This window comes from Paractinoplanes abujensis (genome assembly GCF_014204895.1).
GTDB classification, from domain to species: Bacteria; Actinomycetota; Actinomycetes; order Mycobacteriales; family Micromonosporaceae; genus Actinoplanes; species Actinoplanes abujensis.
Genome location: NZ_JACHMF010000001.1, coordinates 134,486 through 149,648 on the forward strand (window position 1 = coordinate 134,486; position 15,163 = coordinate 149,648).

A 15,163-nucleotide genomic window follows, 5' to 3' on the forward strand; every position below is an offset into this window, starting at 1 on the left:
ATGGATGCCCAGGCCGAGGAGATCATCAAGGCGCTACGCGGCTCGCTGGTCGAGAACGAGCGACTGCGCCGAGACATCGAAGGCCTGCGCGCCGTCGCCGACGGGGCCACCGAACCCGTCGCGATCATCGGTATGGCCTGCCGTTTCCCCGGCGGGGTGACCACCTCCGAGGAGCTGTGGACGCTCGTCGACGAGGGCCGCGACGCGATCGGCCCGTTCCCCGCCGACCGCGGCTGGGACGTCGACGCCTTCTACGACCCCGAGCCCGGCAAGGCCGGCAAGAGCTACGTCCGTGACGGCGGCTTCCTGTACGACGCCGCCCAGTTCGACCCCGAGTTCTTCCGGATCAGCCCGCGTGAGGCCCTCACCATGGACCCGCAGCAGCGGCTTCTGCTGGAGATCACGTGGGAGGCGATCGAGCGCGCCGGCATCGATCCGGTCGCGTTGCGCGGCAGCCGTACCGGCGTCTTCGCGGGGTCGATGTACCACGACTACGGCGTGACCAGCAGCGACGGCAGCCTCGTGTCCGGTCGCGTCGCCTACACCCTCGGACTCGAGGGCCCGGCCGTCACCGTCGACACCGCCTGCTCGTCCTCGCTGGTCGCCCTGCAGTGGGCGGCGCACGCCCTGCGCACCGGCGAATGCGGCCTGGCCCTCGCCGGGGGCATCAGCATCATGGCCACCCCGGAGACGTTCATCGAGTTCAGCGAGCAGCGCGGACTCTCGCCGGACGGCCGCTGCCGGTCCTTCGCGGCGGCCGCCAACGGCACCGGCTGGGCCGAGGGCGCCGGCGTGCTGCTGCTGGAACGCCTGTCCGACGCCCGGCGGCACGGGCACCCCGTCCTCGCCGTCGTCCGCGGTTCCGCGGTCAACCAGGACGGCGCGTCCAACGGGCTGACCGCTCCCAGCGGGCCCGCCCAGCGACGGGTCATCCGCGACGCTCTGGCCGGCGCCCGGCTGACCGCGGCCGACGTCGACGTGGTGGAGGCGCACGGCACCGGCACCACCCTGGGCGACCCGATCGAGGCCCAGGCGCTGCTGGCCACCTACGGCCAGGAACACGACGAGGACCGGCCGCTGCTGCTCGGCTCGATCAAGGCGAACATCGGCCACTCCCAGGCCGCCGCCGGTGTCGCCGGCATCATCAAGATGGTCGAGGCCATGCGGCACGGCCGGGTGCCCCGGACCCTGCACATCGACGCCCCCACCCCGCAGATCGACTGGGCCGCCGGCCACGTACGCCTGCTCACCGAGGCGGTGCCCTGGCCCGAGACCGGCCGCCCGCGGCGCGCTGCCGTGTCGTCCTTCGGCGTCAGCGGCACCAACGCCCACGTGATCCTGGAGGAGGCCCCGGCCGGTGACGAGCCGGCGGCGGCCGGGACCCCCGGCGGGGTGCTGCCCGGTGTGGTCCCGGCGCCGTGGGTGGTGTCCGGTCGCAGCGTGGCCGCGCTGGCCGGCCAGGCCGGTCGGCTGCGCGAGCACGTGCTGGCCCGGCCCGGCCTCGCGGTGGGCGACGTCGCCTGGTCACTGGTCACCAGCCGATCGTCGTTCGACCACCGCGCGGTGGTGCTCGGCACCCGGCACGAGGAGCTGCTGTCCGGGCTGGCGTCGCTGGCCGCCGGGCGCCCGGCCGCCGGGGTGATCACCGGTGAGGCGACCTCGAGTGCCACCGGGAGCACGGTTTTCGTGTTCCCGGGTCAGGGTTCGCAGTGGGTCGGGATGGGCCGGGAGCTGGCGGAGGCGTCGCCGGTGTTCGCGGCCCGGCTCGCGGAGTGCGGTCGTGCTTTGGCCCCGTACGTGGATTGGGACCTCGACGACGTTCTGGCGGGTCGGCACGGTTTTGAGGCCGCGAGTGTGGTGCAGCCTGCGTTGTGGGCGGTGATGGTGTCGCTGGCCGCGGTGTGGCAGGCGGCCGGTGTGCGACCGGACGCGGTGGTGGGTCATTCGCAGGGTGAGATCGCGGCGGCTGCGGTGGCCGGGATTCTGTCGCTGGACGACGCGGCGCGTGTGGTCGCGTTGCGGAGCAAGGCTTTGGGCGCTTTGGCGGGCCGGGGCGGGATGCTGTCGGTCGCGGAGCCGGTCGGCGTGGTGCGGGAACGGATCGCCGGTTTTGGTGATCGGTTGGCGGTGGCGGCGGTCAACGGCCCGTCCGCCACGGTGGTCTCGGGCGAAACCGAGGCGCTGCGGGAGCTGCAAGACGCCTGCGGTGATGCGGTGCGTACCCGGTTGATCCCGGTGGATTACGCGTCGCACGGCCCGCAGGTGGAAGAATTGCGCGCCGAGATCCTGGCGGTGCTGGACGGCATCACCCCGCGCGCGGCGGACATCCCCATGGTGTCGGCGTTGACCGGCGAATGGTTGTCCGGTCCGGAGATGGACGCCGGCTACTGGTACGCGTCGTTGCGCGAGCCGGTGGAGTTCGACCGGGCGGTCCGGGTGCTGGCCGAGTCCGGGCACGGGGTGTTCGTGGAGGTGTCCCCGCATCCGGTGCTGATCCCGGTGATCGAGGACCAGATCACGGTGGGCAGCCTGCGGCGGGACGAGGGTGGCGCCCAGCGGTTGCTGAGCTCGTTGGCCGAGGCGTACGTGGCCGGGGTGGAAGTCGACTGGCGGGCTGTGCTGGGTGGCGGGAAGACGGTCGCGCTGCCGACGTACGCGTTCCAGCGGCGGCACTTCTGGCCCGAGGCACGACCCACCATCGCCCCGGAGACCTCAGCCGGCGATGCCGCCTTCTGGGCCGCGGTGGAACAGGGCGACGTCGATACGCTGGCTGAACTGCTAGGGGTGGACGCCACCGAGTCGGCTCTGGGCGCGTTGACCGACTGGCGTCGCCGCGAGCGCGCGGACGCGTCGGTGGCTGATTGGCGTTATCGGGTGTCGTGGGCTCCGGTCACCGACACGGAGGCGGTGCTGACCGGCCGGTGGCTGGTGGTCGGCGACGACGCCGGGGGAATCGGTTCGGTGCTGGCCGAGCGCGGTGCCGAGGTCATCGAGGTTGCTGACCTGCCGGGGATCGCCTCGATCGACACCACCGGAGTCACCGGTGTCGTATCGGTCCTGGCGCTGTCGGAGAATGCGGACGGCCTGCTTGCGACCGTGAAATTGCTGCAGGCGGGCGTACCGGCGCCGGTGTGGGTGGTGACGCGTGGTGCGGCTACCAGCCCGGTTCAGGCGCGGGTGTGGGGCTTGGGTGTGGTGGCCGGTCTCGAGCTTGCTGACCGGTGGGGTGGTCTGATCGATCTGCCTGCGGTGCTGGATGCCAGGGCGGGGGCCCGGTTGGTGTCGGTGCTGGCGGGCAACGGTGAGGATCAGGTGGCGATCCGTCCCGAGGGGATGGTGGGCCGCCGGCTGGTGCGTGCTCCCCGCCCTGCGACCGGCCGCACGTGGACCCCGGGCGGCAGTGTGCTGATCACTGGCGGCACCAGCGGCGCAGGCGCGAAAACCGCCGGCTGGATCGCCGAACGCGGTGCCGCGCGGGTGGTCCTGGCCAGCCGGTCCGGTCCGGCCGCGGCCGGTGCGCCCGAACTGGCCGCGGCGATGGCCACCGCCGGAGCGGCGGTGGAGGTGGCGGCGTGCGACATCGCCGACCGTGGGGCCGTAACCGGCTTGCTGGACTGGATCAACACGTCCGGCCCGGTGTTGTCCTCGGTGTTCCACGCGGCGGGGCTGGCCGAGCGGCGTCCGATCGAGGAGATCGAGGCGGCTGACCTGGACCGGCTGCTTGCGGCGAAGGCCGGCGGCGCGGCCCTGCTCGACGAACTGACCGCCGACTGTGACCTGGACGCCTTCGTCCTCTACTCGTGCGGCGCCGGAACTTGGGGCAGCGGCGGACTGGCAGCCTACGCGGCGGCCAACGCCTCCCTGGACGCGTTGTGTGAGAACCGCCGGGCTCGTGGCGTGACCGCAACCTCGATCGCCTGGGGTCTGTGGGGTGGCGTCGGCCTGGCCGCGGGTCGTGACGGTGAGCGGCTGACCGAGTTCGGCATGGAAAGCATCGACGCCGAGCGGGGCATGCGCGCCCTCGGCCAGGTGCTCGACGCGGGCGAAGGCACAGTTGTCGTCGCCGGAATCGACTGGGAACGGTTCGTGCCGACGTTCACCCTCCGCCGGCCGAGCCCGCTGCTGTCCGCCCTGCCGGACGCGCGCCGGGTGCTGGCCTCGGAAGCCGCGGCCGAGGAGAGCACCGAGGCGGACACCTCGGCGTTCGTCTCCCGGCTCCGCGGCCTGCCCGCCGACGCCCGGCGGCAGACAGTCACCGACCTCGTACGGGCGCAGGTCGCCGTGGTTCTGGGATACCGCTCGGCCGAGGACGTCATCGCGCACCGGGCCTTCCGCGAGCTGGGGTTCGACTCGGTCGCCGCCGTCGAGCTGCGCAACCGGCTGTCGGCCGCGGTCGGCCTGCGCCTGCCCTCGGCGATCGTCTTCGATCACCCCACCACCGTCGCGCTCGCCGATCACCTCCTGGGTGAACTGCTCGGCTCAGCCGACGCCACGGACAACGTACGGGTCGTGGCCGCGGCCGGCGGTGAGCCGATCGCGATCGTCGGCATGGGCTGCCGCCTGCCCGGTGACGTCAGCGGACCCGAACAGTTCTGGGAGCTGCTGACCACCGGAGCGGATGCCGTCTCGGCCTTCCCGAACGACCGTGGATGGGGTGACCCGGGCGGGACCTACCGGCGCGAGGGCGGCTTCGTCCACGACGCCACCGACTTCGACGCCGCCTTCTTCGGCATCAACCCGCGCGAGGCGCTGGCGATGGACCCGCAGCAGCGGCTGCTGCTGGAGACGTCGTGGGAGGCTGTCGAACGCGCCGGTCTGGCCCCGTCGGCGCTGCACGGATCGTCCACCGGAGTGTTCATCGGCACCAGCGGTTCCGGCTACGAGAACAGCCTGCCGGCCGACGACCGCAGCCTCGACGGCTACCGGCTCACCGGCAGCATCCCCGCGGTGGCCTCCGGCCGGATCTCGTACGTGCTGGGTCTGACCGGCCCCGCGGTGACCGTGGACACCGCTTGTTCCTCGGCGCTGGTGGCGTTGCATCAGGCGGTGACCGCGCTGCGCGGCGGCGAATGCACGATGGCGCTGGCCGGCGGGGTGGCCGTGATGACGTCGCCGGGCGCCTTCGAGGAGTTCACCGAGCAGGGCGGGATGGCCGCCAACGGGCGGTGCAAGCCGTTCTCGGACGACGCCGACGGCATCGTCTGGGGTGAAGGCGCCGGGATGGTGTTGCTGGAGCGGTTGTCGGATGCTCAGCGCAACGGTCATCAGGTGCTGGCGGTGATCCGGGGTAGTGCGGTCAACCAGGACGGCGCCTCCAACGGCCTGTCCGCGCCGAATGGTCCGTCGCAACGCCGGGTGATCCGTGCGGCGCTGGCGAATGCGCAGTTGACCGCGGCTGACGTTGATGCGGTCGAGGCGCATGGGACGGGTACGTCGTTGGGTGATCCGATCGAGGCCGGTGCGCTGCTGGCTACGTACGGGCAAGACCGCCCGGAGAACCGGCCTCTGTGGCTGGGTTCGGTCAAGTCGAACATCGGTCATCTGCAGACCGCTGCGGGTGTGGCCGGTGTGATCAAGATGGTGTTGGCGTTGCAGCACGGTCACCTGCCGCGGACGTTGCACGCGGACACTCCGTCGTCGCACGTGGACTGGTCGGCGGGCAATGTGCAGCTGTTGCAGCAGGCGCGGGACTGGCCGGCCGGGGATCGGCCGCGCCGGGCTGGTGTGTCGGCGTTCGGGGTCAGTGGCACCAACGTGCACGTGATCCTGGAGGAGGCGCCGGCTGCGGCTGAGGTGCCGGTTCCGGCGTCCACGCCGGTGCTGCCCGGTGTTCCGGCGTGGCTGGTGTCGGGTTACAGCGCGGCGGCCTTGGCGGATCAGGCGGGGCGGCTGCGGGAGCATGTCATCGCCCGGCCCGAGCTGCCTGTGGGTGATGTGGCGTGGTCTTTGGCGACGAGCCGGTCGGTGTTCGAGCACCGCGCGGTGGTGCTGGGTGGGGATCTGGTGGCCGGTCTGGCCTCGGTGGCGACTGGGCAGCCCGCCCCGGGTGTGGTGAGCAGTCAGGTGGCTCCCGGCGGGATCGGCCGAACGGTGTTCGTGTTCCCCGGTCAGGGCAGTCAGTGGGTCGGGATGGGCCGGGAGTTGGCGGAGTCGTCGCCGGTGTTCGCGGCCCGGCTCGCGGAGTGCGGTCGTGCTTTGGCCCCGTACGTGGAATGGGAATTGGACGACGTCCTGGCGGGACGGCACGGTTTTGAGGCCGCTGACGTGGTGCAGCCGGCGTTGTGGGCGGTGATGGTGTCGCTGGCCGCTGTCTGGCAGGCCGCCGGTGTCCAACCGGACGCGGTGGTAGGCCATTCGCAAGGGGAGATCGCGGCGGCTGCGGTGGCCGGGATCTTGTCGCTGGAGGATGCGGCGAAGGTTGTCGCGTTGCGCAGTAAGGCTTTGGGTGCTTTGGCGGGCCGGGGCGGGATGCTGTCGATCGCGGAGCCGGTCGGCGTGGTGCGGGAACGGATCGCCGGTTTTGGTGATCGGTTGGCGGTGGCGGCGGTCAACGGCCCGTCCGCCACGGTGGTCTCGGGCGAAACCGAGGCGCTGCGGGAGTTGCAGGCTGCCTGTGGTGACGTGGTGCGTACCCGGTTGATCCCGGTGGATTACGCGTCGCACGGTCCGCAGGTGGAGGAGTTGCGCGCGGAGATCTTGGCGGTGCTGGACGGGATCACGCCGACTGAGGCGGACATTCCGATGGTGTCGGCGTTGACCGGCGAGTGGCTGACCGGCGTCGAGATGGATGCCGGCTACTGGTACGCGTCGCTGCGCGAGCCGGTGGAGTTCGACCGTGCCGTGCGGGTGCTGGCCGAGTCCGGGCACGGGGTGTTCGTCGAGGCGTCCCCGCATCCGGTCCTCGTGCCGACGATCGAGGATCGCGTCACCGTGGGCAGCCTGCGCCGTGACGACGGCGGTGCCCAGCGTCTGCTGACCTCGCTGGCCGAGGCGTTCGTGGCCGGGGTGGGCGTCGACTGGCGGGCGGTCTTCGGCGGCGGGGAAACCGTTGCCCTGCCGACGTATGCGTTCCAGCGGCGCCGGTTCTGGCCGGAGAGCGCGGTGGCCGGGCCGGCCGCCTGGTCGGTGAACGACTGGCGCTACCGCGTGATGTGGCAGCGGATGGACACCAGCGGCAACACCGGCCCGCTCACCGGCACCTGGTTGCTGGTGGGCGACGCTCCGGAGGCGTCCGCGGTCGCCGAGGCGTTGACTCGGCACGGCGCCGACGTCGTTGCGGTGCCGGGTGTCGAGGCTGCGGGTTCCGCGTTGGCCGGTGCCGCAGGTGTGGTCTCGCTGCTCGCGCTGGACGAAACCCCGGACGCCGAGTTCCCGTGGGTGCCGAGCGGCACGGCCACGACGCTGGACCTGGTGCACGCCTTGCACGCGGCGGCCTCCACCGCGCCGCTGTGGCTGGTGACCAGAGGCGCCGTCCAGACCGGTGCCGACGACCGGACCACCAGTCCGGCGCAGACCGCGGTCTGGGGCCTGGGCCGGGCGGTCGGTCTGGAACACCCCGAGTTCTGGGGCGGCCTGATCGATCTGCCCGCCGAGTTCGGGGCGCGGACCGCGGAGCAGCTGATCCCGGTCCTCGCCGCCGGCCACTACGAGGATCAGGTCGCGCTGCGTGAGTCCGGCACCCTGGTGCGCCGCCTGGTCCGGGCCGAGCCCCGCCCGACCGGCCGCGGGCCGTGGTCGCCGCGCGGCACGGTCCTGCTGACCGGTGGCACCGGCTCGGTCGGCGGACACGTCGCCGAGTGGCTGACCGAGCGGGACACCCGGCGGCTGGTGATGGCGTCCCGGTCCGGTCCGGCCGCCACCGGGGCGGCGGCGCTGGCCGCGTCCGTCGCGAGCGGCGGCACCGCCGTCGACGTGGTCAGCTGCGACCTCGCCGTGGCCGAGCAGGTCGACGGGATCGTGTCCTGGATCGGGGAATCCGGCCCCGATCTGTCATCGGTGTTCCACTCGGCGACGGTGGCCTCACTGGCCCGTGTGGAGGACACCGACCGCGCGACCCTGGCCGCGGCGCTCGGCGCCAAGGCAGCCGGGGCGGTGCACCTGGACGGGGCCACGGCCGGCCTCGATCTGGACGAGTTCGTGTTGTTCTCGTCGATCTCCGCGACGTGGGGCAGCAACGACCACGGCTCGTACGCGGCCGGGAACGCGTTCCTGGACGGGTTCGCCGAGCAGCGCCGCGGCCGTGGCCTGCCGGCGACGTCGATCGCCTGGGGCGTCTGGAACTCCCAGGACTGGGCGGCCGTCGACGCGTCGATGGATCAGGCTCCGGGCCGGGTGACACCCAGCCGTCTGCTGCGTCAAGGCATGAACTTCATGAACACCGGCAAGGCCCTGACCGCTTTGGGTGAGGTGCTGGCCGACGACGAGACGTTCATCGCGGTCGCCGACGTCGAGTGGGACCGGTTCGCCCCGGTGTTCCGCGCGGCCCGGCCGAGGCCCCTGCTCGAGATGATCCCGGAGGCTCGGGAGGACTCCGTACCGCCCCGGCCGGCCGGCCCGGCCGAACGTGGTGAGTACGCATCACAGTTGGCCGGGGTGCCCGTCGCGGAGCGTCTGCGCACGGTGGTCGATCTGGTGCGATCGCATGCGACCGCGGTGCTGGGTCTGGAGTCGGCGGACGAGATTCCGGCCGAGCGGGCGTTTCGTGATGTCGGGTTCGATTCGTTGACCGCGGTGGAATTGCGGAACCGATTGAACACGGCGGCCGGGGTGCGGTTGCCGTCCACCGCGGTGTTCGACTATCCCCACCCCACGGCCCTGGCCGGGCTGATTCTCACTGACCTGTTCGGTGCCGGGTTCGCCGAGCCCGTGGTGACTGTGTCCGTGGCGGCGCCCTCCGAACCCATCGCGATCGTGGGTATGGCCTGCCGCTACCCCGGTGGTGTGCGCAGTCCGGAAGAGTTGTGGGATCTGCTGGCTGATGGTGGTGACGCGATTTCCGGGTTCCCCGCCGATCGGGGCTGGGACGTCGAGGGACTGTTCGATCCGGACCCGGACGCTGAGGGTTCGACGTATGTGACCGAGGGCGGCTTCGTCACCGGGGTGGCCGAGTTCGACGCTGATTTCTTTGGGATCAGTCCGCGTGAGGCGTTGGCGATGGATCCGCAGCAGCGGTTGTTGTTGGAGATCTCGTGGGAGGCCATTGAGCGGGCGGGTATTGATCCGGTTTCGTTGAAGGGGTCGTCTACTGGTGTTTTTGTTGGTGGGACGATGTCGGATTACATCACGGCGGTTGGTGGGAGTCCGGATACGCAGGCGCATGTGATTACGGGTAATGCGTTGAGTGTGTTGTCGGGCCGGATTTCGTATGTGCTGGGTTTGGTGGGTCCGGCGATCTCGGTGGATACGGCGTGTTCGTCGTCGTTGGTGGCGTTGCATCAGGCTGCGCAGGCGTTGCGGTCGGGTGAGTGTTCGATGGCGTTGGCCGGTGGTGTGATGGTGATGGCTGATCCGTCGGAGTTTGTGGGTTTTTCGCGGTTGCGGGCGTTGTCGTCGGATGGCCGGTGCAGGGCGTTCGGTGATGGCGCGGATGGCATGGGCATGGCCGAGGGTGCGGGCATGGTGATGCTGGAACGCCTGTCGGATGCTCGTCGCAACGGTCATGAGGTGCTGGCGGTTGTTCGGGGGAGCGCGGTTAATCAGGATGGTGCGTCGAATGGTTTGTCGGCGCCGAATGGTCCTTCTCAGCAGCGGGTGATCCGGGCCGCCCTGGCGAATGCGCGGTTGTCGGCGGCTGACGTTGATGTGGTGGAGGCGCACGGCACCGGCACGTCGCTGGGCGATCCGATCGAGGCGCAAGCACTCTTGGCGACGTACGGTCAGGAACGTCCGGCCGGGGATGCGCCGTTGTGGGTCGGGTCGATCAAGTCGAACATCGGGCATGCGCAGCAGGCCGCGGGTGTGGCTGGTGTGATCAAGATGGTGCTGGCGTTGCGGCACGGCCGGATCCCGCAGACTTTGTACGCCGAGACGCCGTCGTCGCACGTGGACTGGAGTGCGGGCAACGTTCGGCTGGTGCAGCAGGCGCGGGACTGGTCGGCCGGTGACCGGACGCGCCGGGCTGGGGTCTCGGCGTTCGGTATCAGCGGCACGAATGCCCACGTGATCATCGAGGAAGCGCCGGCTGCGGAGCGGGCGCCGGCTTCGGAGCAGCCGGAGGGCTTGCCGGTGCTGGCGCCGCGTCTGCCCGCGTGGGTGTTGTCCGGGCGTAGCGCGGCGGCGCTGGTCGGGCAGGCCGGCCGGCTGCGGGAGCACCTCGTCGACCGCCCGCAGGTGACGGCCGTCGACGTGGCCTGGTCGCTGGCGACAACCCGGTCGGTGTTCAGTCACCGGGCGGTCGTGCTGGGTGAGGACCGGTTGTCCGGGCTGGCCTCGGTGGCGTCCGTGCGACCCGCCCCCGGCGTGACCGTCGGAGAGATTCCGCCCGGCGGCGTAGGCCGGACGGTGTTCGTGTTCCCGGGTCAGGGCTCGCAGTGGGTCGGTATGGGCCGGGAGCTGGCGGAGGCGTCACCGGTGTTCGCGGCCCGCCTCGCCGAATGTGGGGCGGCTTTGGCCCCGTACGTGGATTGGGATCTCGACGACGTTCTCGCGGGCCGGCACGGTCTCGAGGCCGCCGACGTGGTGCAGCCGGCGCTGTGGGCGGTGATGGTGTCGCTGGCCGCCGTGTGGCAGGCGGCCGGTGTGCGACCGGACGCCGTGGTGGGTCACTCGCAAGGTGAGATCGCGGCGGCTGCGGTGGCGGGCATCTTGTCCCTGGACGACGCGGCGAAGATCGTGGCGTTGCGCAGCAAAGCCTTGTCTGCCCTGGCGGGCCGGGGCGGGATGCTGTCGATCGCCGAGCCGGTCGGCGCGGTGCGGGAACGGATCGCGGGTTTCGGTGACCGGCTGTCGATCGCCGCGGTCAACGGCCCGTCCGCCACGGTGGTCTCGGGTGAGCCGTCAGCGCTGCGGGAGTTGCAGGCTGCGTGTGGTGGTGCGGTGCGGACCCGGTTGATTCCGGTGGATTACGCGTCGCACGGTCCGCAGGTGGAGGAACTGCGTGCGGAGATCTTGGAGGTGTTGGCGGGTGTGGCTCCGCGCCTGGCGGTGATTCCGATGGTGTCGGCGTTGACCGGTCGTTGGCTGACCGGCGTGGAGATGGATGCCGGCTACTGGTTCGCGTCGTTGCGGGAGCCGGTGGAGTTCGACCGTGCGGTTCAGGTGTTGAGTCAGGCCGGGCATGGCGTGTTCGTGGAGGTTTCCCCGCATCCGGTGTTGATCCCGGTGATCGAGGACCAGATCACGGTGGGCACGCTGCGGCGGGACGAGGGTGGCGCCCAGCGGCTGCTGAGCTCGTTGGCCGAGGCGTACGTGAGTGGACTCCCGGTCGACTGGCCCGCACTGCTCGAACCGGGGAAGACCGTTGCCCTCCCGACGTACGCCTTCCAGCGGCGGCACTTCTGGCCCGAAGCGCGACCCACCACTGCCCCGGAGGTTCCGGCCGGCGAAGCCGCATTCTGGGCCGCGGTGGAGGGCGGCGACCCGGACGAGCTGGCCGCCACGCTGAACGTCGACGGCGGCCGGCTGGGCGACATGCTTCCGATGCTGGCCGACTACCGGCGGCGCAGCCAGGCCGACGCGTCGGTGGCCGACTGGCGTTACCGAGTGACCTGGGCTCCCGTCGCCGACAGCGAGGCGGTGCTCACCGGCCGCTGGCTGGTGGTCGGTGACGACACCGAAGGCATCGGCTCGGTGCTGGCCCGTCGAGGGGCCGAGGTGGTGAGGCTCGCCGATGCGGCCGAGCTGACCTCGGCCGGTACCACCGACGTGGCGGGTGTCGTGTCCCTGCTGGCGTTGGCGGAGGAACCGGCGGATCTGCTGGCGACGGTGGCCGTGCTGCGGGCGGGCGTACCGGCGCCGGTGTGGGTGGTGACGCGTGGTGCGGCTACCAGCCCGGTTCAGGCGCGGGTGTGGGGCTTGGGTGTGGTGGCCGGTCTCGAGTTTGCTGACCGGTGGGGTGGTCTGATCGATCTGCCTGCGGTGCTGGATGCCAGGGCGGGGGCCCGGTTGGTGTCGGTGCTGGCGGGCAACGGTGAGGATCAGGTGGCGATCCGTCCCGAGGGGATGGTGGGCCGCCGGCTGGTGCGTGCTCCCCGCCCCGCGACCGGCCGCACGTGGACCCCGGCCGGCAGTGTGCTGGTGACCGGAGGCACGAGTGGTGTCGGCGCGATCACGGCCGGCTGGTTGGCTGAGCGTGGCGCCGAGCGGGTGGTGCTGACGAGCCGGTCGGGCCCGGCCGCGGCCGGGGTCGCGAAGTCGGCGGCAGTGATCGCCACAGCCGGCACGGCGGTGGAGGTGGTGGCCGCGAACATCGCCGATCGTGACGCCACCGCCGGCCTGCTGGACTGGATCGACGGGTCCGGCCCGGTGTTGTCCTCGGTGTTCCACGCGGCGGGGCTGGCCGAGCGGCGTCCGATCGAGGAGATCGAGGCGGCTGACCTGGACCGGCTGCTCGCGGCGAAGGCCGGCGGCGCGGCCCTGCTCGACGAACTGACCGCCCACCGGGAGTTGGACGCCTTCGTCCTGTTCTCCTCGGGTTCGGGCACCTGGGGCAGCGGCGGACTGGGAGCCTACGCGGCGGCCAACGCCTCCCTGGACGCGTTGTGCGAGAACCGCCGGGGCCGGGGCTTGGCTGCGACCTCGATCGCCTGGGGTCTGTGGGGTGGCGTCGGCCTGGCCGCGGGTCGTGACGGTGAGCGGCTGACCGACTTCGGCATGGAAAGCATCGACGCCGAGCGGGGCATGCGTGCCCTCGGTCAGATCTTGGATGCCGGTGAGGGAACGGTCGCGGTGGCCGGGTTCGACTGGGCCTCGTTTGTGCCGACGTACACGTTGCGGCGGCCGAGCCCGTTCCTGTCGGCGTTGCCGGAAGTTCGTGCGATTCTGGCCGCTGACGCCGGCGTGGACGTCGGACTGGGTGGTTCCGAGCTGGCCACCCGTCTGCGGGGTATGCCGCCGGCCGAGCAGCGGCAGGTGCTGACGGAGACCGTACGGGCGCATGCGGCGGCGGTGCTGGGTCATGAGTCGGTTGAGGCGGTGTTGCCGCAGCGGGCGTTCAAGGATCTGGGCTTCGACTCGGTCGGGGCGGTGGAGTTGCGGAACCGTCTGTCGGCCGCGGTCGGGGTGCGGCTGCCGTCAACGCTGGTGTTCGACTACCCGAACGCGGCCGCTTTGGCCGAGTTCATCCGGGGCGAGTTGGTCGGTACCGGTGCCGCCGACAGCGCGGTGCAGGTGGTGGCGGCGGCCGGTGGCGAGCCGATCGCGATCGTGGGTATGGGTTGCCGGTATCCGGGTGACGTGCGGGGCCCGGAGCAGTTCTGGGAGCTGCTGACCGCGGGCCGGGACGTGATTACGCCGTTCCCGGTCGATCGTGGGTGGGAGGCGTTCGAGGAGGAATTCGGCGGATCCAATCAGTCGTATGTGCGGGAGGGCGGCTTCGTCTACGACGTCGCTGACTTTGATGCCGGCTTCTTCGGGATCAACCCGCGTGAGGCGCTGGCCATGGATCCGCAGCAGCGGTTGTTGCTGGAGACGGCGTGGGAGGCCATCGAGCGGGCCGGTCTGGCCCCGTCGTCCTTGCACGGTTCGGCGACCGGCGTGTTCATCGGTGCGAGTCACTCCGGTTATGAGGCGAGTCTGCCGGTCGAGGACAAGACCCTCGACGGTTATCGGCTGACGGGTTCGGTGTCGTCGGTGGCGTCGGGCCGGATCTCGTACGTGCTGGGGTTGACCGGTCCGGCCTTGACGGTTGATACGGCGTGTTCGTCGTCGCTGGTCGCGTTGCATCAGGCGGTGAGAGCGCTGCGCGGCGGTGAGTGCACGATGGCCCTCGCGGGTGGTGTGGCGGTGATGACGTCGCCGGGCGCGTTCATGGAGTTCGCCGAGCAGGGTGGTATGGGCTCGAGCGGGCGTTGTAAGGCGTTCTCGGACTCGGCTGACGGGATCGGCTGGGGCGAGGGCGCCGGGATGGTGTTGCTGGAGCGGTTGTCGGATGCTCAGCGCAACGGTCATCAGGTTTTGGCGGTGATCCGGGGTAGTGCGGTCAACCAGGATGGCGCGTCGAATGGTCTGTCCGCGCCGAATGGTCCGTCGCAGCGGCGGGTGATTCGTGCGGCGCTGGCGAATGCGCAGTTGACCGCGGCTGACGTTGATGCGGTCGAGGCGCACGGCACGGGTACGTCGCTGGGTGATCCGATCGAGGCCGGTGCGCTGCTGGCGACGTACGGCCGGGAGCGTCGTGAGGATCGGCCGTTGTGGCTGGGTTCGGTCAAGTCGAACATCGGTCATTTGCAGACCGCCGCCGGTGTCGCTGGTGTGATCAAGATGGTGTTGGCACTGCAGCACGGTCATCTGCCGCGAACGCTGCATGCGGACACTCCGTCGTCGCACGTGGACTGGTCGGCGGGCAACGTCAAACTCTTGCAGGAGGCGCGGGACTGGCCCGACACCGGTCAGCCGCGCCGGGCTGGTGTGTCGGCGTTCGGGGTGAGCGGCACCAACGTCCACGTCATTCTCGAGGAAGCGCCGGCCGCAGTCACCGCACCGGTTCCGGTGGTCGAGCCGGTGCTGCCGGGCCTCCCGGCGTGGCTGGTCTCGGGCCATAGCGGGGCGGCTTTGGCGGGTCAGGCGGGTCGGCTGCGGGAGCATGTCATCGCCCGGCCGGACCTTGATCCCGCTGACGTGGCCTGGTCGCTGGCTACTACCCGGTCGGTGTTCGAGCACCGTGCGGTGGTGCTGGGTGAGGATTTGCCGACCGGCTTGGCCGCAGTCGCGACCGGTCAGCTCGCTTCGGGTGTGGTAGCGGGTCAGGTACCTCCCGGCGGTGTGGGTCGCACGGTGTTCGTGTTCCCGGGTCAGGGCAGTCAGTGGGTCGGGATGGGCCGGGAGTTGGCGGGGGCGTCGCCGGTGTTCGCGGTCCGGCTGGCGGAGTGCGGTCGTGCTTTGGCCCCGTACGTGGATTGGGAACTCGACGACGTCCTGGCCGGTCGGCACGGGTTCGAGGCCGCGAGTGTCGTGCAGCCCGCGTTGTGGGCGGTGATGGTGTCGCTGGCCGCGGTGTGGCAGGCGG

General features: G+C 71.2%; 1 protein-coding gene (only partly in view). It reads left to right on the forward strand.

Going from position 1 to position 15,163, the window contains the following annotated elements; translation table 11 throughout:
- Positions 1-15,163: the 5' portion of a type I polyketide synthase gene (locus BKA14_RS00570; RefSeq protein WP_184948992.1), read on the forward strand. The gene runs 16,133 nt beyond the window's last position; 15,163 of the gene's 31,296 nt are visible here — the first part of the coding sequence; it begins with the start codon at positions 1-3; the stop codon falls past the right edge of the window.